This window comes from Scandinavium sp. (genome assembly GCF_032012665.1).
Taxonomy (GTDB): domain Bacteria; phylum Pseudomonadota; class Gammaproteobacteria; order Enterobacterales; family Enterobacteriaceae; genus Scandinavium.
Window position 1 is genome coordinate 231,405 of the sequence record NZ_DALZVG010000001.1, and the last position, 21,823, is coordinate 253,227.

At 54.8% G+C, this 21,823-nt stretch carries 20 protein-coding genes and 1 pseudogene; 8 read left to right on the forward strand and 13 right to left on the reverse strand.

Annotated elements, in window-relative coordinates:
- The first annotated feature begins 1 nt into the window (after position 1).
- From acrB to RTU33_RS01080, 5 genes are all read left to right on the forward strand, one after another.
- Positions 2 to 3,148, forward strand: coding sequence for a multidrug efflux RND transporter permease subunit AcrB (gene acrB / locus RTU33_RS01060; protein WP_312624704.1), 3,147 nt, complete (start codon positions 2 to 4; stop codon positions 3,146 to 3,148).
- 492 nt (positions 3,149 to 3,640) lie between these two features.
- Entirely contained in the window at positions 3,641 to 4,015 is a 375-nt protein-coding gene (gene tomB / locus RTU33_RS01065; protein ID WP_097161545.1) for an Hha toxicity modulator TomB, read from the forward strand.
- A gap of 27 nt (positions 4,016 to 4,042) precedes the next feature.
- Positions 4,043 to 4,261, forward strand: a complete 219-nt coding sequence (locus RTU33_RS01070; RefSeq protein ID WP_312624706.1) for an HHA domain-containing protein — start codon at positions 4,043 to 4,045, stop codon at positions 4,259 to 4,261.
- Between the two features lie 148 nt (positions 4,262 to 4,409).
- Positions 4,410 to 4,964, forward strand: a complete 555-nt coding sequence (gene maa / locus RTU33_RS01075) for a maltose O-acetyltransferase (protein WP_312624707.1) — start codon at positions 4,410 to 4,412, stop codon at positions 4,962 to 4,964.
- A gap of 97 nt (positions 4,965 to 5,061) precedes the next feature.
- Positions 5,062 to 5,541 carry a YlaC family protein gene (locus RTU33_RS01080; RefSeq protein ID WP_312624708.1) on the forward strand — a complete coding sequence of 160 codons (480 nt, stop codon included), beginning with the start codon at positions 5,062 to 5,064 and terminating at the stop codon, positions 5,539 to 5,541.
- Here the strand turns inward: RTU33_RS01080 and RTU33_RS01085 are convergent.
- A complete protein-coding gene (locus RTU33_RS01085; RefSeq protein ID WP_312624709.1) occupies positions 5,501 to 6,961 on the reverse strand; it encodes a PLP-dependent aminotransferase family protein in 1,461 nt (486 codons plus the stop codon). The two genes, RTU33_RS01080 and RTU33_RS01085, sit on opposite strands and share 41 nt — an antisense overlap.
- Positions 6,962 to 7,060: 99 nt before the next feature.
- Here RTU33_RS01085 and RTU33_RS01090 point away from each other — a divergent pair, with 99 nt between their 5' ends.
- Positions 7,061 to 7,765 (forward strand): GNAT family protein, encoded by a 705-nt coding sequence (locus RTU33_RS01090; protein ID WP_312624710.1) that lies wholly within the window; start codon positions 7,061 to 7,063, stop codon positions 7,763 to 7,765.
- A gap of 3 nt (positions 7,766 to 7,768) precedes the next feature.
- On the opposite strand, the gene ykgO is transcribed toward RTU33_RS01090, so the two are convergent.
- The 3 genes from ykgO to RTU33_RS01105 form a co-directional block, all read right to left on the reverse strand.
- Positions 7,769 to 7,909, reverse strand: a complete 141-nt coding sequence (gene ykgO / locus RTU33_RS01095) for a type B 50S ribosomal protein L36 (protein WP_312624711.1) — start codon at positions 7,907 to 7,909, stop codon at positions 7,769 to 7,771.
- Positions 7,910 to 7,911: 2 nt separating this feature from the next.
- Positions 7,912 to 8,172: a type B 50S ribosomal protein L31 gene (locus RTU33_RS01100; protein ID WP_312624712.1), complete on the reverse strand. Its 261-nt coding sequence runs from the start codon at positions 8,170 to 8,172 to the stop codon at positions 7,912 to 7,914.
- A 141-nt stretch (positions 8,173 to 8,313) separates the two neighbouring features.
- Positions 8,314 to 9,717 (reverse strand): PTS transporter subunit EIIC, encoded by a 1,404-nt coding sequence (locus tag RTU33_RS01105; protein WP_312624713.1) that lies wholly within the window; start codon positions 9,715 to 9,717, stop codon positions 8,314 to 8,316.
- A gap of 275 nt (positions 9,718 to 9,992) precedes the next feature.
- On the opposite strand from RTU33_RS01105, the gene RTU33_RS01110 reads away from it, so the two are divergent.
- A complete protein-coding gene (locus RTU33_RS01110) occupies positions 9,993 to 11,192 on the forward strand; it encodes an enolase C-terminal domain-like protein (RefSeq protein ID WP_312624714.1) in 1,200 nt (399 codons plus the stop codon).
- Here the strand turns inward: RTU33_RS01110 and RTU33_RS01115 are convergent, their stop codons facing one another.
- The 5 genes from RTU33_RS01115 to RTU33_RS01135 all read right to left on the reverse strand — a co-directional run bounded on the left by RTU33_RS01115 (position 11,193) and on the right by RTU33_RS01135 (position 17,437).
- Positions 11,193 to 11,909, reverse strand: coding sequence for a GntR family transcriptional regulator (locus tag RTU33_RS01115; RefSeq protein WP_312624715.1), 717 nt, complete (start codon positions 11,907 to 11,909; stop codon positions 11,193 to 11,195).
- A gap of 163 nt (positions 11,910 to 12,072) precedes the next feature.
- Positions 12,073 to 12,426, reverse strand: coding sequence for a DUF1428 family protein (locus RTU33_RS01120; protein ID WP_312624716.1), 354 nt, complete (start codon positions 12,424 to 12,426; stop codon positions 12,073 to 12,075).
- Between the two features lie 62 nt (positions 12,427 to 12,488).
- On the reverse strand, positions 12,489 to 15,572 hold the full coding sequence (locus RTU33_RS01125; RefSeq protein ID WP_312624717.1) for a beta-galactosidase: 3,084 nt from the start codon (positions 15,570 to 15,572) through the stop codon (positions 12,489 to 12,491).
- Positions 15,573 to 15,679: 107 nt separating this feature from the next.
- A complete protein-coding gene (locus tag RTU33_RS01130; protein WP_312624718.1) occupies positions 15,680 to 16,750 on the reverse strand; it encodes a LacI family DNA-binding transcriptional regulator in 1,071 nt (356 codons plus the stop codon).
- Between the two features lie 72 nt (positions 16,751 to 16,822).
- Positions 16,823 to 17,437, reverse strand: coding sequence for a hypothetical protein (locus tag RTU33_RS01135; RefSeq protein ID WP_312624720.1), 615 nt, complete (start codon positions 17,435 to 17,437; stop codon positions 16,823 to 16,825).
- An 87-nt stretch (positions 17,438 to 17,524) separates the two neighbouring features.
- Here RTU33_RS01135 and RTU33_RS01140 point away from each other — a divergent pair, with 87 nt between their 5' ends.
- Positions 17,525 to 18,952, forward strand: a complete 1,428-nt coding sequence (locus tag RTU33_RS01140; RefSeq protein WP_312624721.1) for a PLP-dependent aminotransferase family protein — start codon at positions 17,525 to 17,527, stop codon at positions 18,950 to 18,952.
- Positions 18,953 to 19,093: 141 nt separating this feature from the next.
- Here the strand turns inward: RTU33_RS01140 and RTU33_RS01145 are convergent, their stop codons facing one another.
- The 4 genes and pseudogenes from RTU33_RS01145 to RTU33_RS01160 form a co-directional block, all read right to left on the reverse strand.
- Positions 19,094 to 19,309 carry a hypothetical protein gene (locus RTU33_RS01145; RefSeq protein ID WP_312624722.1) on the reverse strand — a complete coding sequence of 72 codons (216 nt, stop codon included), beginning with the start codon at positions 19,307 to 19,309 and terminating at the stop codon, positions 19,094 to 19,096.
- Positions 19,306 to 19,554 carry a hypothetical protein gene (locus RTU33_RS01150; RefSeq protein ID WP_312624723.1) on the reverse strand — a complete coding sequence of 83 codons (249 nt, stop codon included), beginning with the start codon at positions 19,552 to 19,554 and terminating at the stop codon, positions 19,306 to 19,308. Before RTU33_RS01150 ends, RTU33_RS01145 begins: the two co-directional genes overlap by 4 nt.
- Before the next feature lie 197 nt (positions 19,555 to 19,751).
- A pseudogene (locus tag RTU33_RS01155) lies at positions 19,752 to 19,996 on the reverse strand (IS1 family transposase); the annotation flags it as partial.
- 153 nt (positions 19,997 to 20,149) lie between these two features.
- Complete coding sequence (locus RTU33_RS01160; RefSeq protein ID WP_312624724.1) at positions 20,150 to 21,376, reverse strand: ester cyclase; 1,227 nt, start codon at positions 21,374 to 21,376, stop codon at positions 20,150 to 20,152.
- Positions 21,377 to 21,823: the final 447 nt, after the last annotated feature.

Consider the following 21,823-nt stretch of genomic DNA (forward strand, 5'->3'; position numbering starts at 1 on the left):
CATGCCTAATTTCTTTATCGATCGCCCCATATTCGCATGGGTGATCGCCATCATTATTATGCTGGCAGGGGGACTTGCGATCCTCAAATTGCCGGTCGCGCAGTATCCAACGATTGCGCCACCGGCGATTGCCATCACGGCCGTCTATCCCGGAGCGGATGCTGAGACCGTGCAGAATACCGTGACTCAGGTTATCGAACAGAACATGAACGGCATCGATCACCTGATGTACATGTCCTCGAACGGTGACTCCACGGGCACTGCCACCATCACGCTGACTTTTGAATCCGGTACTGACCCGGACATCGCGCAGGTTCAGGTGCAGAACAAACTGCAGCTGGCGATGCCGCTTCTGCCGCAGGAAGTTCAGCAGCAGGGCGTGAGCGTTGAAAAAGCATCAAGCAGCTTCCTGATGGTTGTCGGCGTTATCAACACCGATGGTACCATGACCCAGGACGACATCTCCGACTACGTCGCCGCCAACATGAAAGATCCGATCAGCCGTACTTCCGGCGTCGGTGACGTTCAGCTGTTCGGTTCCCAGTACGCGATGCGTATCTGGATGGACCCGAACAAGCTGAATAACTTCCAGTTGACGCCGGTTGACGTGATCAGCGCCCTGAAAGCACAGAACGCCCAGGTCGCAGCCGGTCAGTTAGGCGGTACGCCACCGGTAAAAGGCCAGCAGCTGAACGCCTCAATTGTGGCGCAGACCCGTCTGACCAACACCGAAGAGTTTGGCAAAATTCTGCTGAAGGTGAATCCGGACGGTTCGCAGGTTCGCCTGCGCGACGTGGCGAAAATTGAGCTTGGCGGTGAGAACTATGACATCATCGCGAAGTACAATAACCAGCCGGCATCAGGCCTGGGGATTAAACTGGCCACCGGTGCAAACGCGCTGAACACCGCCGATGCGATTCGCGCTGAGCTGAAGCGTATGGAGCCTTTCTTCCCGTCAGGGATGAAAATTGTTTACCCATACGACACCACCCCGTTCGTGAAAATCTCCATTCATGAAGTGGTGAAAACGCTGGTCGAAGCGATCATCCTGGTGTTCCTCGTGATGTATCTGTTCCTGCAGAACTTCCGTGCGACGCTGATCCCAACCATCGCCGTACCGGTTGTGCTGTTAGGCACGTTCGCGGTGCTTGCAGCCTTCAACTACTCGATAAACACCCTGACGATGTTCGGGATGGTGCTCGCCATCGGCCTGCTGGTAGATGACGCCATCGTGGTGGTGGAAAACGTCGAGCGTGTAATGGCCGAGGAAGGCTTGCCGCCAAAAGAAGCGACCCGTAAATCCATGGGCCAGATTCAGGGCGCGCTGGTCGGGATCGCGATGGTGCTCTCTGCAGTATTCATCCCGATGGCGTTCTTTGGCGGGTCAACCGGCGCGATTTACCGTCAGTTCTCGATCACTATCGTTTCGGCGATGGCGCTGTCGGTACTGGTAGCGTTGATCCTGACCCCTGCCCTGTGTGCCACCATGCTGAAGCCTATTCAGAAAGGCGGCCACGGCGAGCACAAAGGCTTCTTCGGCTGGTTTAACCGCATGTTCGAGAAGAGCACGCACCACTACACCGACAGCGTGGGGAACATTCTGCGCAGCACCGGGCGTTATTTGCTGCTCTATATCATCATCGTGGTCGGCATGGCTTACCTGTTCGTCCGCCTGCCAAGTTCGTTCCTGCCGGATGAAGACCAGGGCGTGTTCCTGAGTATGGCCCAGCTACCAGCCGGGGCAACGCAGGAACGCACGCAGAAAGTGCTGGATGAGATGACCAATTACTATCTCACCAAAGAAAAAGCCAACGTGGAATCCGTGTTCGCGGTTAACGGCTTCGGCTTCGCCGGCCGTGGTCAGAACACCGGTATCGCGTTCGTTTCGCTGAAGGACTGGAGCGAACGTCCGGGCGATGAGAACAAAGTGGAAGCTATCACTGGCCGGGCAATGGCGCGCTTCTCGCAGATAAAAGATGCGATGGTGTTTGCCTTCAACCTGCCGGCGATTGTGGAGCTGGGTACGGCAACCGGCTTCGACTTCCAGCTTATCGACCAGGCGGGCCTCGGCCACGAAAAACTGACTCAGGCGCGTAACCAGCTGTTTGGCGAAATTGCCAAACATCCTGACGTGCTGGTCGGTGTGCGTCCGAACGGTCTGGAAGATACGCCACAGTTCAAAATCGATATCGATCAGGAAAAAGCACAGGCGCTGGGCGTCTCCATTAGCGACATCAACACTACGCTGGGTGCGGCCTGGGGTGGCAGCTACGTCAACGACTTCGTTGACCGTGGACGCGTGAAGAAAGTGTACCTGATGTCAGAAGCGCCATACCGTATGCTGCCGAGCGATATTGGCAACTGGTACGTTCGTGGCAGCAATGGCCAGATGGTTCCGTTCTCCGCCTTCTCAACCTCGCGCTGGGAATACGGTTCACCGCGTCTGGAACGTTACAACGGTCTGCCATCGATGGAAATTCTCGGCCAGGCAGCACCGGGTAAGAGTACCGGTGAAGCCATGCTGATGATGGAACAGTTAGCCAGCAAACTGCCAACCGGCGTCGGCTATGACTGGACGGGTATGTCCTATCAGGAACGTCTGTCCGGCAACCAGGCCCCTGCCCTGTACGCCATTTCTCTGATTGTGGTGTTCCTGTGTCTGGCTGCGCTGTATGAGAGCTGGTCAATTCCGTTCTCAGTCATGCTGGTTGTACCGCTTGGTGTGGTCGGGGCGCTGTTAGCCGCCACAATGCGTGGGCTGACCAACGACGTTTACTTCCAGGTAGGCCTGCTGACAACCATTGGCTTGTCGGCGAAGAACGCGATTCTTATCGTGGAATTCGCCAAAGACCTGATGGAGAAAGAAGGCAAAGGGCTTATTGAATCCACGCTTGAAGCCGTGCGTATGCGTCTGCGTCCGATTCTGATGACCTCGCTGGCCTTTATCCTCGGCGTAATGCCGCTGGTTATCAGCACTGGTGCAGGCTCCGGTGCACAGAACGCCGTCGGTACTGGCGTAATGGGCGGGATGGTCACGGCAACCGTGCTGGCAATCTTCTTCGTTCCGGTATTCTTCGTGGTGGTTCGCCGCCGATTCAGCAAGAAAACCGATGATCTGGAGCACAGCCATCCGGTAGAGCGCCATTAATACGGGCAAGGCAAAATGAAAAGGGTCGCGAAAGCGGCCCTTCTTTTTTACACCGGACAAATTTTATCGCTCAGGTTTATTTAACTAAGATTTGTATTAAGAAATAATCTTAATAGCGAGGTTAATTCTCCGGACAATATGCGAGGACTCTGATTTATTTTCAGACAACTCCTTAGGACTCTTCCGAATTTCGGATCGGATACTCAGGATAAATCACCTTGTCATTGGGTGGTCATATACATAACCTAATGAAAAATAAGATGGTCCATAGATATTTAACGTTTTTAATCTGGCTTGTCAGCTATTAGGCGAGATAAAAAATTGGCGACATCTCAGGTGAATAACCGGTAATTGTAATTTTTCGTAATAGCGCGGTGAAATCTTTTTCAGAGTAGATTATAGTTAACGTATCAGGTCACAGCGTATGTTCCGGGTCAGACAGTAGTATCCATCCCACACGGTGTTTGTTGGTTAATCATAAGGGGATGCGTTATGGACGAATACTCGCCAAAAAGACATGATATCGCACAGCTTAAATTTCTCTGTGAAACCTTGTATCATGACTGTCTTGCTAACCTTGAAGAGAATCGCGCAGGCTGGGTGAATGACCCTACGTCAGCCCTTAATCTTCAGCTCAACGAACTGATCGAGCATATTGCTACTTTCGCACTTAATTACAAAATTAAGTACAATGAAGACAATAAACTGATCGCGCAAATTGATGAATATCTGGACGATACTTTTATGTTGTTCAGCAACTATGGCATTAACGCAGAGGATCTGCAGAAATGGCGCAAGTCTGGTAACAGACTGTTTCGCTGTTTCGTCAATCTGAGCCGGACGAACCCGGTCAGCCTCTCTTGTTAAAATTATTACAAGCAAAAAGGTGAAGTTATGTCAGATAAACCTTTAACAAAAATCGATTATTTGATGCGACTACGACGTTGCCAGACGCTCGATACATTAGAACGTGTTATTGAAAAAAATAAATATGAACTTTCCGACAATGAACTGGCTGTTTTTTACTCAGCGGCCGATCACCGTCTTGCCGAACTCACTATGAATAAGCTCTACGACAAAATCCCATCATCTGTATGGAAATTTATTCGCTAATTATCACAACCTGAGATCGTCACCCCTCACCTTCTTTGATAAATAACGCAAAGAGTACTGTGCGACATAAGTCACACACTGACACAGGGAACGTTCCCAATTCATCAGCGAATCGCTACTGTGAGTCTCAGCCTAAGAGGAGAATCACATGAGTGAAGAAAAACGTAAAATGATCGCCGGAGAGCTGTATCGTCCGGGTGATGTCACCCTCCGTGCCGACCGTTTACGCGCCAGAACCCTTCTGCACAGTTACAATCATTCCACGCCTGAGGAAAAAGCTCTGCGCAGTCGCTTGCTGGGTGAACTGCTGGGCCGTGCTCAGGACGCCTATATCGAGCCAACTTTTCGCTGCGATTACGGCTATAACATTTTTCTCGGCAATAATTTCTACGCCAACTTCGACTGCGTAATGCTCGACGTCTGCCCAATCACTATCGGCGACAATTGCATGCTCGCGCCCGGCGTGCATATTTATACTGCCACGCACCCACTGAACGCCGATGAACGCAACAGCGGCGCCGAGTTCGGTAAACCCGTTACCATCGGCAACAGCGTCTGGATTGGCGGGCGCGCCATCATCAACCCGGGCATCACAATCGGCGATAATGCGGTAATCGCTTCCGGCGCCGTGGTCGTTAAGGATGTACTGGCGAATGCGGTGGTAGGCGGCAACCCGGCGAAGATCATCAAAATGCTCGCCTGACTGTTATGCTTTTCTGCAACCAAACTGTTACTTTTCGCCTGAATCCACGCAACATAAAATGAAGCATCACCCAATTCAGGCATAACAGAAGGCGCAGATGAGCGAAATCCAGCAGCTGCTTACGCAAACCATCAACGAGCTGAACCACGCTGAAAAGCGCGATAACCGTCCGCGCTTCAGTATCAGCTTCATTCGCCGTTTTCCAGGTTTGTTTATCGCCATGTATCTCGGTTTTCTCGCGACATGGGTGGTCATGTACCGTTCGGAAACACTGGCCGATTCGCAATGGCTGCTTGTGGTGCTCTTCATTGTCCTGAACGGCTTCTTCTTTTTCGACGTGGCCCCACGCTATCGCTACGAGGATATCGACGTCCTCGATTTTCGCGTCTGTTACAACGGCGAGTGGTACAACACCCGCTTCGTGCCTGAAGCCCTTATCGACACCATTCTGCACTCTCCGCGCGTGGCGCAGCCGCAGAAAGCTCAACTGCAAAAAATGGTCGCCACCAAGGGTGAGCTGTCGTTCTACGACATCTTTACCCTCGCCCGGGCCGAGTCTGCGCAATCAGCCGGTTAAGCACGCGAATACCAGAGGCAAACCCGGAAGCGGACGTATTGCCGTAGCCCAGTACCAGCCCGGTTTCACCGCACGCAGGGTCGAGATAAAAGCGGCTCAGCGCTGCCGGAGCCATCTGGTACTGGCGCGCCAGATCGACAACCGCCCCGTCATCAATTTCCGCGATTTTTACCGTCAGATGCATCCCGCCCTCTCCTGCAGAAACCTGATGCGGTACGGTGAGTTCCTCTTTCAGCGCAGCCCGCAGCTGAGTCTGGCGTTTGCGATATAAGCGGCGCATCGACGCCAGATGCCGCGCGTAATGTCCTTCCTCAATAAACAGCGCCAGTGCCCGCTGCTCAGCCCGATGTCCTCCACGTAGCAGAGATTCGATGGCCGGCTGCACCGAAGCGGCTAATGCCTTTGGCATCACCATAAAACCAATTCTCAGCGAAGGGAAAAGCGTTTTGCTGAAGGTGCCAAGGTAAACCACCGGTGCGTCAGGCACCATGCCGAGCATCGCCGGGATCGGCACACCGCTGTAGCGAAACTCGCTGTCGTAATCGTCCTCAATAATCCAGGCTTTCGCCTTGCGGGCAAACTCCAGCAGCGCCAGGCGCCGGGTAGCGCTCATTAACGTGCCGAGGGGAAACTGGTGTGAAGGCGATGCGAAGATGAGGCGCGGCGCTGACACATCCATGGTCTGGAAGCACATGCCTTCCTCGTCCACCGGTAAGCCACGGAAGGCAAGGCCGGCAGCGATAAATGCGCTACGGGCACCGAAATAACCTGGATCTTCCAGCCAGGCAAGCTGGCCCCGTTCGCTTAATAACTGCGTACAGAGATTAAGCCCTTCCCGGGCACCTTCGGTGATGACAATCTGACTGGCATCACAGTTGATACCACGCGACAACGCGAGATGACGGGCAATGGCAACCCGCAGCGACGGCTCTCCGGCGGAATCACCATAACCCAACAGCATACTCCCTTCCTCCCTCAGCACGCGGTCAAGCAGGCGTCTCCACAACGGTAAGGGGAAATAGTTGACCGCAGGCATGCCCGGTGTAAAAGCGAGGGTCGGAGAATCTCGTCTTGTACCGGGAGGCAGCAGGTTCAGGTGAGGCGATAATCCAATAACAGGGTGAGAATCAGGGGAGGAAACTGTCGCCTGAGGCAGCGCGGCCACCTGCGATCCTTGCCGATCGCGCAGCAAAAAACCTTCCGTTGTCAGTTGTTCAAGCGCCGCGTTGACGGTATTGCGCGATAAATGCAGCTGTTGCGCAATAGTGCGTGAACCGGGCAAACGACACTGAGGATGGAGCGTCCCCTTAAGAATCGCCTGCCGCAGGGCGTGATAGAGCGTTCGCTGCAGCGTCTCTTCTGCTCGCCGCTGCAGAGCCTGGGTTAATAATGCATAAAATGCGTCGTCCGGGATATTCATCGCGCCTCCTTGTGGTACCACAAGAAGATACGTCAGTGGTTCTTTTTATGGAACCATCCACGCCCTATTCTGCGATGGTGCGTTCACAAAGGAGTCACTATGAGTCAAAAGAATCAGTTTGGTCAGCCCGTTGGTGATGCTTTGCCTGACTGGCAGCCCCGCCCACATCCGCAGCGCGAAACGCTTGATGGCCGGTTATGCCGTCTGGAACCCCTTAGCCAGCACCACGCCGAAGCGCTGTTTGCTGCTTATCAGCTGGCCGAAGACACGCGGGCCTGGACCTGGCTGCTGCGGGAGCCGGACGTAACGCCGGAAAGCTACGCCGCCTGGGTGGAATCGGTACTGGCGCTTCAGGATCCGATTCACTTCGCGGTTATTGATAAACAAACGGGGCAGCCGGTCGGCACGCTCGCGCTGATGCGCATCGACAGCAAAAACGGCGTCGTGGAAGTGGGCCATGTGCACTTTTCACCTCTGCTGAGCCGCACGCCGATGTCCACTGAAGCGCAGTGGCTACTGATGCGCTACGCGTTTGAGACGCTCGGCTATCGCCGCTATGAGTGGAAATGCAACAGCCTGAACGAGCCGTCACGACGCGCCGCGCTGCGTATGGGTTTTCAGTATGAAGGACGTTTTCGCCAGGCGTTGGTCATTAAAGGCCATAACCGCGACACAGACTGGTTCTCGATTATCGACAGTGAATGGCCAGGAGTGAATGGGGCGATGCAGAAATGGCTTGCCGCCGATAATTTCGATACCGACGGCAAGCAGTTGAGTTCCCTGGAAAGTTGGCGACAGCCTTAAAAACTAACGTTTTTTCTTACGCCCCTGCACGGCCTTAAAGCGGGGGTTGGTTTTACAAATCACATACAGCCGCCCTTTGCGCCGTACAATCTGGCAATCCGGGTGGCGCTGTTTGGCGCTTTTAAGCGAGTTCAGAACCTGCATAACTAGCTCCGTTTCGCATCAATAAATCCGCCAAAACGCTGACGGAAGCGCGCCATACTGCCTTCGCTGGAGGCCGCTCTTTGCTTCCCGGTATAAAACGGGTGCGACTTCGATGACACGTCCAGAGTGATATACGGGAAAGTTTCCCCTTCCAACTCAATTTCCTTATCGGTTTTGATCGTTGAACCGACTTTGAAATATTCGTTGGCGCTGGTGTCGTGGAAGACCACGGTGCGGTAGTGCGGATGAATACCGGCTTTCATGATTAACCTCACTTGTTATATTATAACATAACACAAAGATACGCCGACGTTGGCACAAGATCAACCCTGTAAACAAAGCGGTTTTTTGAACGTAAAAAAGGGCGACTGTTGTCGCCCAGATTGATGAATTAAAAGCCTGGGTTATCGTACTGACTCTGCGTAGCGGGCGTTTTCCTGCTGCTTTTGTTCCCGACCGACAAGCCACGTGGTCAGCACGAAAGACAGCACCAGCGCAATCGCCACGCCCGACAGCGCAAACATAAAATACGGGCCGATATACGCAGGCAGGCTGAAAATGCTCGACAGAATGTAGCCGTACAGGCGCACGCCAAAGAAGGCAATAAACGCAGAGGCCAGCGAACTGGCGATCGTCGCGGCAATAAACGCCTTTTTATAGCGGGTCAGCACGCCGAACAACGCCGGCTCGGTAATGCCCAGCAGCGCAGACACCGCCGCCGAAAGCGTTACGGTTCTGTCCTGACGGTCCTTGCTGAGCCGCCAGATGGCAAACGTTGCCCCGGCAATCGCCATATTGGCCATAAACATCATCGGCATCAGCATGTCATAGCCGCGATCGCTGAAGTTTTGCAGCGCAATCGGCGTCATCGCGTGGTGCATACCGGTCAGGATCGCTATCGGACGGATAGCGCCAACCACCAGCCCGGCGAAACTTGCCGAGATGCCGAACAGGCCTTCGATAAACAGCGCCAGCCCTTTACCCAGCCAGATACCAATCGGGCCAATCACCACCAGCGCCGCCAGCGCGCCAATAAACAGCGTCAGCGTCGGCGTGAAGACCGTTTTGAGCACGTCAGGCATAATGCTGTCGACCCATTTATGGATGTACTTCAGCGCCAGCACCGAGAAAATCACCGGAATAACGCTTGAGGCATAGTTAAAGACCGACACCGGAATGGCATTCATCAGCCACAGTACGGAAGCGGCGTCCGGCTGGTGCGCCGCCAGCGCTTTTGCCGCATCGATAAGCGTCGGATACATCAGGCAGGCGGCCACCGCCGCGGCCAGGTACTCATTGGTTTTAAAGATTTTCGCCGCCGACACTGCGAGGAAAAACGGCAGGAACCAGAACACGCCGCTGGCGATCAAATCGATAATCATCACCGTATCGCTTTTCGGTGACACCACCTTCAGCGCAATCAGCCCCGCCAGCAGGCCTTTAATCATCCCTGCCCCGGCGATAGCCGGCACGATTGGGCCAAACACACCGGACACCGTGTCCATAAACATCGACACCAGACTCTTACGTCCCTTATTCGTGGCAGCAGGTTCTGCTATTTGCTGGCCGAGTCGGGCCTGCAAGGACTCATACCATTCATTGACCTTCGGTCCGATGATTATCTGAAACTGGTCGCTCTGAAGCTGTGCGCCCAGCACGCCGGGCAGCGTTTTGATTTCACGCAGTTCGATTTTGCTATCATCAATCAAATCAAAGCGTAAGCGGGTCATGCAGTGCCAGACTTTATTGATATTCTCATGCCCACCAACCCGCTGAATAATCTGGTCGATGACGTCTTGCGTCCCCATAGTGACTCCTGCGAAGTGTTCTTTTTTTGGTTATCAGCATCGTAATAAAGCCTGAACAGCAAAACAAACCAATAAAACTTGAAACCGCTCACACTTCGCTACAAGAAAGGATTAAAGAAGCAGAATTATTGATTATTGGTCTGGTTTTTAATTCAATTCCCTCCTCATTTCAGACCAAAATATTTATTCCAGAAAAGAGTTTACTGCTGCCTAAAAATAGGGCGAAGATAACGCATCATTTAATTATTTTCCGTCTTATGCAGGGAGAGATTTTCGTGGAACCGACTCTGATTACCGCCATCGACTGCTTTATCACCCGCCCGGATCGTCACAACCTGGTGACGGTGAGAGTGACGACCGACAAAGGCATCGTCGGCCTCGGCTGCGCCACGTTCCAGCAGCGCCCGCTGGCGGTGAAAACGCTGGTTGATGAGTATCTGCGCCCGCTGCTGCTCGGTCGCGACGCCAACAATATCGAAGATCTCTGGCAGATGATGAACGTGAACGCCTACTGGCGAAACGGCCCGGCAATGAATAACGCCATTGCGGGCGTCGACATGGCGCTGTGGGACATCAAAGCCACGCTCGCCCAAATGCCGCTCTACCAGCTGTTTGGCGGGAAATCCCGCGACGCGATTGCCGCCTATACCCACGCCAGCGGCGAAACGCTGGAACAACTCTATGCTGCGGTCGACATTCTGCTCGAGCAAGGCTACCGCCATATCCGCTGCCAGCTCGGTTTTTATGGCGGAACGCCCACGGATTTACACGCCCCGGAAAATCCGTCGCCGGGGGCCTGGTTCGATCAGGATCAATACATGCGCAATACCGTGGAGATGTTCCGCGCCCTGCGTGAGCGTTACGGCCACCGCTTCCATATTCTGCACGACGTACACGAACGCCTGTTCCCACAGCAGGCCGTTCAGCTGGCAAAACAGCTTGAACCGTACCAGCCGTACTTTATTGAAGATATTCTGCCGCCGCAGCAGACGCCGTGGCTGACGCAAATCCGCCAGCAGAGCAGCGTGCCGCTGGCGCTCGGCGAACTGTTCAATAATCCGGCGGAGTGGCACGATCTGATCGTTAACCGACAGATCGATTTTATTCGCTGCCACGTCTCACAGATTGGCGGCATCACGCCAGCGCTCAAGCTGGCTGTACTGTGCCAGGCCTTTGGCGTGCGACTTGCGTGGCATGGCCCGGGAGACATGACGCCCATCGGCGTGGCGGTAAATACGCACCTCAATATTCATCTGCACAACGCCGCGATTCAGGAATTCATTCCACGCTCGGCCACCACCAATGCGGTGTTCCCCGGCGCACCGGCAGTGAAAGAGGGTTACGTCTACCCGCCGCAGGCTATCGGCATTGGCGTGGGCTTTAATGAAGAGCTGGCCGCGCTTCACCCGGTGGTTTATCGCCCGCATGAATGGACGCAAAGCCGCCTGCCAGACGGCACGATGCACACCCCGTAATCATCCGGGAAGCTGGCGGAAGGCAAGGTTATCGCGGTTGTGTGGAATGACGTAAGTGCAGGTGTAATTGATATCAATAATATCGCTGATCTCATACACCTCACCGCCTTCCAGAATACCGCGGTTGTTGATGTGCATAGCCGGGCTGCCCTTTTTGCAGCCCAGCAGTTCAGCCTGTTCCCGGCTGACGCTCACCGCCCGGTAGGTCGTCAGCATATGCGAAATCAGATAGCCCTTTTGCAGGACATATTGCTGTAACGATCCTTCGATAACCTGCTGATTAAGGTCCGTGAATGCCGCCGAGGGCATACGCGACACCTCAATTTGCACTGGGCTGTCGTCCACATAGCGCAGACGGCAGAACTGCCAGATAAAATCATCCTCCGTTAGCCCGAATATCTGTTGCTCCTCACGGTTCGGACGTTTTTTATGCAGGCTTATCATCCGGTAACGCATCTGGTCGAAACGCTTTTCGGTGATGGAGTTATACACCAGCGGGTTGTTGCGCGCCCGATCGTTAATCCAGCAGCCAGAACCCTGCACAATGCTGACTACGCCAATACTGGCGAGCTTCTCCAGCGCCTGCCTCACCGTAAAGCGCGACACGCCATATTCCTCCGCAAGCTTCCGCTCCGGGGGAAGCTTGCGCGGGCCACCGTCGCCCTGCTGATAAATCTTGCTGAGCAGATCCTGGGTGACGAACTCATTTTTCTTCATCGGGCGCGTCCTGATGATTTCTTTGAAAAAAGACAGTCAGCATTATCATTGCATCTGATGGGCAAACATAACGATTTCAGCAATAAAAGGAAGAGAGGCCCATGACAAGCCACAAGAGATGAAGGCTAAAACGGCTGGCGGCACGCCGCACAGCCGTTATGGCTTACTCGTCGAGGATCGGCGCAAAGCCGCCGTAAATCATCCGTTTACCGTCGAAAGGCATGCTTTCCCCCATCTCCTTCATCCGGGGATCGGCCATCATCTTCGCATTGGCCGCGTCCCGGGCCTCTTTCGACGGGTACTCAATCCAGCTGAATACCACCGCTTCATTCTCTTCCGCTTTGACCGCCATGCGGAAGTCCGTGAGCTTGCCGTCAGGCACGTCGTCCGCCCAGCACTCCACTACGCGAGTTGCCCCAAACTCCTTAAATAACGGAGCAGCCTTTGCCGCAAGCGCGAGATATTCCTCCTTTTTGTCCGCCGGAACGGCAACGACAAAACCATCAACATACTTCATGAGAGAACCTCCGAAGTGAACGGCGCGGCCAGCGGTTCTGACCGCGTCCGGCGTTGATAAGTTTAGTCGCGGCCCCAGCTGAACGCATAGCGCAGACGACGTTCGGGCAGCAGGAATTCCGGCGCAACGCTCGGGCTCCAGGAATCATCCCCGCCAACCCCCATATGAAACGCATCCAGATTCAGCCAGCAGCCCTCTTCTTCGCGCAGCAGATGATTATGGGTCGTTTCGCGGAGCTGCTGCTGGCCGTAGCGGCTAAGACCGAAGTGGAAATTGCCCTGCCAGCAGTTTGTGCCATAGCGCAGCTCACGCGTGTCGCAGCGCAGGCCATTTTCCGTTGGGAAAATGTAAGGTGTGTGCATCCCTTCAAGCGGCACAGTCCAGCGCCCGTGACGGGCAGATAGCTTACGATCCGGGTAGTTTTCATGCGGTCCAAGCCCCAGCCAGGATGCAGAAGGAGCCACTTCCGCAAGCTGGCAGCAAATGCCAATCCGCGGCGGCTCGGGTATATCCGCGGCCACAGTAACCTCGATATCCGCATGCAGCATGCCGTGCCCGTCAATGCGCCAACGCTTGTCGGAAATAAACAGCACCCTTTGCTGATGCTTCAAGGCGTGGCGGGTCACGATGATCACGCTATCGCCCTGAGTTTGCGCTTCACAGTGCAGTAAAGTCGCCGTCATGTCATACAGCCCCGCCGCTTTCCAGCGCTCCACCCAGGCATTGGGATCAATGCGGGTCGCTTCGCTCACGCCAATATCGTTATCGAGCGGCGCGCGGGTAAAGTTATCCAGCACCGGCGACAGCAGCCCCGACTGTTCGTTGCGCCACCACTGCTCCAGATGCCCGCTTTCACGGCTGAAATCCCAGCGCTGATGACCATGGCTAACGGTAAAGGTTACGTCATTGGCGTTAAGGAGCGGAGCGTCGCCTGCGGCGGGCCATTCCGGCAACGCCAGCGGGGAAGGTATTCGCCACTGATCCCACGCACAGAGGTGCTGCGCATCGGACCAGGTCGTGGCATCGGTTTGCCACACTTCGACGTTCAGCCAGATTTCGCCTTTGCCAGCGGATAAAGGGGGTGCCGCCAGCTCAATCGTCTGCGTTCCTTGCGGGAGAATATCGAGCGTGCACTCTCCTTCGACCAGCGTTTCACCGTCACGGGCCAGCCACCAGCGCAGGCGTTCGTTGTCGCTGCGGCGGAACAGGTATTCGCTGACGATGTCAATTTTCAGCGGTGAAGCGGACAGCAAACGGAACTGGAAGAACTGCTGCGCGCGCTTCGCTTCGAACAGCGCAGGATGGGGCTTGCGATCCGGGAAGACCAGACCATTCATGCAGAACTGGCGATCGTTCGGCGTATCACCAAAGTCGCCGCCGTAGGCCCAGAAGGTGTTACCCTGCTCGTCCGTTTTGCACAGCGCCTGGTCGACCCAGTCCCAGACGAAGCCGCCCTGCAAACGTGGATAGTTACGAAACGCCTGCCAGTATTTTGCAAAGCCGCCAAAGCTGTTGCCCATCGCGTGAGCATATTCGCAAAGGATCAGCGGGCGTGTTTCGCCCGGAAGGCCAATCCACTTGCTGAGCGACCATTTCGGCACCGCCGGGAACGGCTGATCCTGATCGACCCGTGCATACATAGGGCAAATAATGTCGGTGGCTGCGGTGTCTGCCCCGCCGCCTTCATACTGCACCGGACGTGAAGGATCGGTGGTTTTCAGCCAGCGATAAAGGGCATCGTGATTAGCGCCATGCCCCGACTCGTTGCCGAGCGACCAGATAACGATCGACGGATGGTTGCGATCGCGGGCCACCATGCGCGTGACGCGCTCGCTCATCGCAGGCAGCCACTGTGGATCGTCTGCCAGACGGCCCATCGGCACCATCCCGTGCGTTTCGATATTAGCTTCGTCCACCACGTACAAGCCGTAGCGATCGCACAGCTGGTACCACAGCGGATGATTAGGGTAATGCGAGCAGCGCACCGCGTTGAAATTATTCTGCTTCATCAGCAGAATGTCCTGACGCATGGTGGCTTCATCCACGGCCTGGCCCGCCTGTGGATGATGCTCGTGACGGTTCACGCCACGGATCAAAAGCGCTTTGCCGTTGAGCGTCAGCAGACCGTTGGCGATCGCCACTTTGCGAAACCCTACGTCACAGGCTTCCGTTTCCAGCACCACGCCATCGGCATTGCGCAGGGTTATCGTCAGGCGATAGAGATTCGGTATTTCTGCGCTCCAGAGATCCGGCGATGCTACCGGGATCGCCAGCGCCAGGCGCTCCGCCCAGCTACCGCGCTCGTCGACAATCGCTGAGCCAGGCTTCTGCCGCTGACGACCGACTTCTTTGCCTTCGCGCCACAACACCGCCTCCACTTCTGCGTCAGCAAATCGCTCACCTTCCAGCATGACGTTCAGCTTCAGCACACCGTGAGTAAAATCCTCGTTCAGATCGGTCGTGTGATGGTAATCAGCAATGCGGGTGGCGGGTTTATGCAGCAGAGAAACATCGCGGAAAATGCCGCTCATCCGCCACATATCCTGATCTTCCAGATAGCTGCCGTCACACCAGCGCAGCACCAGCACCGCCAGGCGGTTGCGTCCGACGACCAGCACTTTACTCAGATCGAATTCAGCGGGCAGACGGCTGTCCTGGGAATAGCCGATCCACTGACCGTTGCACCACAAATGGAAAGCCGAGTTCACGCCGTCAAAAACGACTCGCGTTTGCCCTTCGTTCAGCCAGCCTGGCGGCACGTCAAACTCGCGGGAATAACAGCCCGTTGGATTATCGACCGGGACCTGCGGCGGAGTAACGGGAATGGGATAGGTAACGTTGGTGTAAATCGGTGTATCAAAGCCCTGCATCTGCCAGTTCGACGGCACGGGCATTGCCACCGACTCCGCTAAGTCCTTTTCCAGCCAGACCTCCGGCACCGCTTCCGGCGCGGGGAAAAAGCTGAAACGCCACTCGCCGTTGAGCAATAAACGGGAGGCGGAAGTCGCATCGCGCAGGGCCTCCTGCTCATTACGCCAGCTGAACATTGGCGTATGGGCCGCTAAACGGTGCCACTGGGTGACGACCGGGTTTTCCCAGTCACGGCGGGCCAGCTGCAGGGCAAGAGCGGAAGGTGCTGCTGTCATCGGTTAATCCTCTTTGCGAAGCGCTCACAATTTCATGCAAGCATGAACCGCCCGATGGCCGTGGTAAAGGATCCGATCGGCAAGAAGCGAGGAGGATCACAAAGCGATCAGCGTAAACCGAGTTTGTCGGCAAACGCCGCGAGTTCCTGAAGTCGGCTGGCCAGATCGTCCGTGGATTCCGCCCCGGAAACCGCTGTTGATCCACGCACGACTAACGTAACGGGTAACCGCGTCTGGCTCAGCTTTTGCGGGTCATGTTTCCCGATAAGCCAGTCCACGCCCTGTTCACCTGCGGTACGGAACGCCTGACGAACGGTGGTGAGCGGCGGCGTAAACCAGGCGCTGTCGGTAGTGTCATCATAGCCGACGACCGACAGCTGGCGTGGAACGCTGATGCCTTTTTCCGCGCAGGCCCGCAGCACGCCGAGCGCCATCTGGTCGTTCGCCACCAGAATGGCATCCGGTTTCACCGCGCTCGCCAGCAGGCTGTGCGCTTTTTCATAGCCGGACTGGGCGCTCCAGTCACCGCTGGCGACAGCGCATGCTTCAATTCCGGCCTCAGCCAGCGCGTGATGCCAGCCCTGAAGGCGGGCGCGGGCGGAAACAGAACTCTCCGGCCCGGCCAGCAGCGCGATGCGCGAATGCCCCTGCTCCAGCAAATGCGCCACGCCAAGCGTTGCGCCCTGAGCGGGGCTGAAGACAAGGCTGTTGACCTGTGCCTGCTCGCTGACGTCGAGGAACAGCACCGGCAGCGGCGCTGCCAGGTCAGACAAACGCCGTGCCGCATCTTCTTTCAATGGCACGTTCACGATAAGACCATCAACGCGCTGGGCCAGAAGCTCCTGCACCGCTTCCCGGCAGGCCGCTTCCGCATAGTTTGTCACCATGGAGATCAGCACCGCGTAGCCCCGCTCGCTCGCCCGGCTTTTGACGGCAGAAGCAATCTGTGACGGCGCATGCAGCGCCAAATCAGCGCTCACCAGCCCCAAAGCCAGCTGCCGCTTTCCGGCGAGCAGCTGTGCCCCACGGTTAGGTACATAGTTCAGATCTTCCATCGCCCTCTGCACTTTCTCCCGGGTGCGAGCCGAGACGTGTTCCGCCTGGTTGATCACGCGGGAAACGGTCTGGTAGGAGACGCCCGCCACGCGGGCGACATCATAGAGAGTGATGGCTTTCATTATTCAGTTCCCGAAACACAATGTCCCCAGTGTAACGGAAAAATGGCATCGCGACCGTGAGCGCTTCGTAATTTAGCTTAATACTTTCTCTTTTTTCAGCGGTGATACCGCCGAAGGCTTAACCTGGAACCAGGGCAAGCAGAGCTGGATCAGCGGGCCAATGGCCAGCGCATAAACCAGCGTACCGACGCCCACGCTGCCGCCAAGAAAGTACCCAATGACCAGCACGGTGACTTCAATGGTGGTGCGAATAGCGCGAATAGACCAGCCGGTGCGGGCGTGAATGCCGGTCATCAGCCCATCTCGCGGCCCCGGACCAAACCCCGCACCGATGTACATTCCTGTCGCCAGCGCATTGAGCACGACGGCGGCAATGAGCAAGCCACTTTTCAGCCACAGGGAATCAGGCGTACCCAGCACGCTCAGCGTGGCGTTTGCTGCAAGACCAAGCACAATAACGTTACTGATCGTGCCGAGGCCGGGACGCTGGCGAATCGGGATCCACAGCAGCAGCACCAGCGCACCGGTAACAATCATTACCGTGCCGAAATCAGCCGACAGCTGACGACTCACTCCAAGATGAAACACATCCCAGGGATCGACCCCCAGTCCGGCACGGATATACATCGCAATAGAAACCCCGTACAGGCAGAGCCCGACGTACAGTTGCAGCAAACGGCGCAGCATACAAACCTCATATTCAGTTGCTGAAAACCGCATCATCGATAAAAATGGACTGATTATTAATGGCCAGTTTTATAAAAGTGGACTGCTATGTCGCTACGTCGCTCCGGAAGTCAGTCTCTGGTGAGCCTGCTGGGCCACTGGCAAGAAAGTACCTCCCGTACCCCGCTCTGGCGCCAGCTCGCCGGGGCGTTACGGCTGCTAATCCTTGACGGGCGCCTGGCGCTCGACAGCCGCCTGCCCGGCGAACGCGAGCTGGCAACGGCGCTGAACGTCAGCCGGACCACCGTCGCCAGCGCCCTTGCTCAGCTCAGGGATGAAGGCTACGTGGTGAGCCGCCACGGCAGCGGCTCGCGGGTGATTCTGCCTGCGCAGCGAGCGCAGGTACCTACGCGAATGAACGCCGTTCAGGCGCTGGATTTATCGACGGCGGCGCTCAGCGCCGGGCCGGAAATTCATCAGGCCTACAGTCATGCGCTAAGCAGCATGCCGCAGCATCTCACCAGCACCGGCTATGACCAGCAGGGCCTGCCCGCTTTACGCGAAGCCATCGCCCGGCGCTATACCGCTCGTGGCCTCCGAACGAGTGCGGATGAAATCATGGTGGTTAACGGCGCAGTCAGCGGGCTGGCGCTGATTCTGCGGCTGCTTACCGGGCCTGGCGATCGGGTGGTCGTGGAGAATCCAACCTATCCGCTCGCTATCGCCGCCATCCAGGGTGCATCCTGTCGCCCGGTGGGCGTGTCGCTTCCTGATGAGGGCTGGGACGTGAACGGTCTTGCCGCCGCATTTGCGCAGACCTCTCCGCGGCTGGCCTATCTGATGCCGGATTTTCATAATCCGACCGGCCGCTGTATGGATACGCCAACTCGCCAGCGCATTGCCGACCTCGCCGCAAATACCCGAACCACGCTGGCGATCGATGAAACGATGGTCGACCTCTGGTATAACGCCCCCCCTCCACCGCCGCTGGCTGCTTTTAACCCCGATGCGCCGATAATCACCCTGGGATCAACCGGTAAAAGCTTCTGGGGCGGCCTGCGTTTGGGCTGGATTCGAGCCTCAACGCGTACGCTGGCCTCGCTGGTACAGGCCCGCGACACGATGGATTTAGGCTCTCCACTGCTGGAACAATTGGCAACTCTCTGGCTGCTGAATAACGCCGACAGTTTCCTGCCGGGCAGACGCAGCATGCTCGCCGCGCGTCGCGATATGTGCAGCGCACTGATGAGCGAATACTTCCCACAGTGGCGTTACATTCAGCCTGACGGCGGACTCTCTTTTTGGGTGGAATTGCCGGACATGGTAGCAACGCAGTTCGCTGCGCGAGCAGAAAGCGTGGGAATTCATCTGGGCACGGGAACGCGTTTTGGCCTGGCCGGAGCGTTCGACCGCTGGCTGAGGCTGCCCTTCACGCTGGATGATGAAGCTCTACGGGTCGCCTTTAAGACGCTACAACCGCTGTGGAATTCCCTGAACGGTCAGCAGAATACTTTGCGTACACGAAAAATTATTTAATAAAATGGCGACGAGCCGATACCGGATATCGGCTCGTCTAATATATCGTCCGTGATGGCATGAGATGATTGTGTCTTTGTTATCGCCGAAGATTATCCCGTTCTCAGGCTTCAGCAATATGACATGACGTTGATGTTTTTATTAATGCTGGCGCGGAATTGGAAATCCCTTTATCGAAATAATGAAACTGTCACCGTCTTTTTTTATTTTCGCGCCGGTCTCACACCACTCTGAGGCAATGCGAAAGAACTCATCGCTGCCGACATTCCAGTTCAGACGTACATGCTTGACGTATCCGGAGCGGAGCATTTCACAGGCTTCGCCATAGTTACTGGCCGTGGAAAATTGTTGTTTCATTTTCTCTTCTTCAAAAATTTTCGCAATGCTTTGATTTCTTTAGGAGTAAGAGGGGATGATTCTTCTTCGGTATGCTGACTGTCTACCTCACCTTCGGATACTCCCGCCTCTGACGCGACTTCAAATGCCAGCTGTAGCAGCTTTTGCGTTGCTGCGCTCAGCGTCTCGTTATGGACTTCCGCATAATGCCGTAATTGCTCTTTCAGATCGCCGTCAATTTTAACATTCAGAACTGCAGTGCTCATAGTCTCGCTTCCCGCGCAATAAATTCAGATAATTAATACACGAACAGCCATTGGCGATCCAGAAATACTTTTCTCATAAAAATAAAACAAATAATTACCCAGATTTATTATCTGCCTAATATATGACAGCCAGATGACAGATATATTTCAATCAGGTGACGAATGATTATTGCTAAAAAAGAAGGTAATGCCTCCAATCAGTAGAACATGTATTTTTCGATGAAAGTGCCAATAACTTTTTCATGAAGCTCAACAGAACGTGAGAAGCTGTTGGTTTTGCGGACCTGCCGTTTGATTCGGGTTCTTAGCGTCAGATTGTTATGCTCAATACGCTGAGTAAAGATTTACCGGTCTGATGCCCGTCCTTCGGGACTTATCTGGCATAGCGGCCTCAGTCATCGCAGGTTAGCATACCGATGTTGAATGGCACGAGCAGGGCCATTCACCTCAAAACGGCGATGTTTCTCGCTTCGACATTCAGCGACGTGATAGAGGACACTGGAAAGATTTCACCGAAACGTAAGCAGACAGGCTGAATAACAGTAATTACAGACGTGATAAAGGGGCGACGGCGCGCCCCTGGTAAACCCAATAATCAGGAAACTAATTGAGTGATCACGCCGAACTCATTGAAGATTGACCACTCTTGCTGGATCACCCCGCCCTGAATACGGTATTGGCTAATCCCCACCAAATGCACTTCTTTGCCAGTAGGTTTGCCATAAATCCCGTTACCCAGGTGGGTACCCTGGGCACTCCAGCGAGTAGAAACCAAATAGCCACTCTGGTCATTGCCCATCCAGTAAACATCATCAACCGAAAAGGTCAGGTCCGGGAACATCGACAGCAGAGATAAAATCCACGACTTGTAGTTGCCCAGCCCTTGGTACACGCGCTCCGTTGGCCCCTGATAGGCAATATTCGGCGAGCAGAAATCAGTCAGAGAACGCAGCATTCTGCGGTTCCAGACGTTCTGATAAAAGGCTTCGATGAAGGCGCGAACATCCAGCTTATTGCCCTGTGGCATTGGCAGCATGGCGGGTTTGCCCTGCCCTGGAACGCGGAAAGGCTCACTCGCCCCAAAATCACGCGCCAGCGGGTTTTCACCATGTTTGGTCATCATGTCGCGTGCCACATCAAACACATTCAGACCGAGCTGCTGAATCAGGCTGGCGGTGTTGTGCATCACGTGCTCATAGAAGATTTCATTTTCCAGCATCACGCAGTTGGCGATACACATAAAACGAACCGGTTTGTTGGTCGGTGCGCCAAACTCACTGAAACCGGTGTTAGTGCCCATGATGTAGCTGCGATGGGACGAGTGAAAGCCCACATTTTCGTCCCCGGCCCAAATCACTTCATCCCCTAAGATGCGAATATCCGGATAAGCATTGAGGGTACGCGCGGTACCTGCCACCACTCGGTCACGCCCAACATGCAAACCCACATCATCCCACACATTACAGTCATGGCTGTAGGTGTCGTAGATGTAGCCGATATCTCCTTCTTCCCAGATGCGATGGGTGATACGGATAATGTAATCGATAATGTTGACGTACTCTTTGTCAAACCCGCGCATTGGGTGGCGATGCAGGTGAGACGGAGCCTGAGCCAGAAACTTATCTGTGCCGCCGCGTTTATAGCTGTCCCAGGAGATGTTGAAATCAGACGGCATATGCTGCGCGTCCAGCTGTCTTGGCAAACGGTTCAACGAAGAAGGTGATATTTTCTTATCCATTTGATTTTCATTTTTATTATCGGCTTTTACATCATGAGTGCCTTTGCTTTCGCTGATATCGTTGACTACCTGTGGTTTGTTCATCGTACCCTCTTCAATTGGTTCTGGTGTGATTAACAGTTGTCTTTCAAGCGATTATCTACATCGACTCTTTCAATTCTCAGCCTGCTTACGGCTTAACCACACGTTGACCATTTGTTGACTACGTGTTGTTTAAGTAAAGTTTTTACGTTAAAAACAACTTAAATCAACATAATTATCACAATCAAAATGGTTTTGGTGATCCAACTCACATTAAGGAAATCGAGGGTTGTTGATACGATCATTTTTTCCAAACCCACTCCCCACCAGGTTGTTTTTTGCCCTAAAATGTGACTTATGTGTTGTATTTTGTTGTTTTTATCATCAATAATTGTTGTTACCATGTTGTTTTGTTGTTGTGAATTGTGAGCTATCGGCAGGGACGACATGAGAGACAATAGAGAGGCGGCCGGTATGAATAAAATAAGATGAGTATTACCTGCAACATTG

What these genes read in the sequence shown, in the direction of transcription:
- acrB (WP_312624704.1), top strand. Translation starts at nt 2, where the DNA reads ATGCCTAATTTCTTTATCGATCGCCCCATATTCGCATGGGTGATCGCC.
- tomB (WP_097161545.1), top strand. Translation starts at nt 3,641, where the DNA reads ATGGACGAATACTCGCCAAAAAGACATGATATCGCACAGCTTAAATTT.
- RTU33_RS01070 (WP_312624706.1), top strand. Translation starts at nt 4,043, where the DNA reads ATGTCAGATAAACCTTTAACAAAAATCGATTATTTGATGCGACTACGA.
- maa (WP_312624707.1), top strand. Translation starts at nt 4,410, where the DNA reads ATGAGTGAAGAAAAACGTAAAATGATCGCCGGAGAGCTGTATCGTCCG.
- RTU33_RS01080 (WP_312624708.1), top strand. Translation starts at nt 5,062, where the DNA reads ATGAGCGAAATCCAGCAGCTGCTTACGCAAACCATCAACGAGCTGAAC.
- RTU33_RS01085 (WP_312624709.1), bottom strand. Translation starts at nt 6,961, where the DNA reads ATGAATATCCCGGACGACGCATTTTATGCATTATTAACCCAGGCTCTG.
- RTU33_RS01090 (WP_312624710.1), top strand. Translation starts at nt 7,061, where the DNA reads ATGAGTCAAAAGAATCAGTTTGGTCAGCCCGTTGGTGATGCTTTGCCT.
- ykgO (WP_312624711.1), bottom strand. Translation starts at nt 7,909, where the DNA reads ATGCAGGTTCTGAACTCGCTTAAAAGCGCCAAACAGCGCCACCCGGAT.
- RTU33_RS01100 (WP_312624712.1), bottom strand. Translation starts at nt 8,172, where the DNA reads ATGAAAGCCGGTATTCATCCGCACTACCGCACCGTGGTCTTCCACGAC.
- RTU33_RS01105 (WP_312624713.1), bottom strand. Translation starts at nt 9,717, where the DNA reads ATGGGGACGCAAGACGTCATCGACCAGATTATTCAGCGGGTTGGTGGG.
- RTU33_RS01115 (WP_312624715.1), bottom strand. Translation starts at nt 11,909, where the DNA reads ATGAAGAAAAATGAGTTCGTCACCCAGGATCTGCTCAGCAAGATTTAT.
- RTU33_RS01120 (WP_312624716.1), bottom strand. Translation starts at nt 12,426, where the DNA reads ATGAAGTATGTTGATGGTTTTGTCGTTGCCGTTCCGGCGGACAAAAAG.
- RTU33_RS01125 (WP_312624717.1), bottom strand. Translation starts at nt 15,572, where the DNA reads ATGACAGCAGCACCTTCCGCTCTTGCCCTGCAGCTGGCCCGCCGTGAC.
- RTU33_RS01130 (WP_312624718.1), bottom strand. Translation starts at nt 16,750, where the DNA reads ATGAAAGCCATCACTCTCTATGATGTCGCCCGCGTGGCGGGCGTCTCC.
- RTU33_RS01135 (WP_312624720.1), bottom strand. Translation starts at nt 17,437, where the DNA reads ATGCTGCGCCGTTTGCTGCAACTGTACGTCGGGCTCTGCCTGTACGGG.
- RTU33_RS01140 (WP_312624721.1), top strand. Translation starts at nt 17,525, where the DNA reads ATGTCGCTACGTCGCTCCGGAAGTCAGTCTCTGGTGAGCCTGCTGGGC.
- RTU33_RS01145 (WP_312624722.1), bottom strand. Translation starts at nt 19,309, where the DNA reads ATGAAACAACAATTTTCCACGGCCAGTAACTATGGCGAAGCCTGTGAA.
- RTU33_RS01150 (WP_312624723.1), bottom strand. Translation starts at nt 19,554, where the DNA reads ATGAGCACTGCAGTTCTGAATGTTAAAATTGACGGCGATCTGAAAGAG.
- RTU33_RS01160 (WP_312624724.1), bottom strand. Translation starts at nt 21,376, where the DNA reads ATGAACAAACCACAGGTAGTCAACGATATCAGCGAAAGCAAAGGCACT.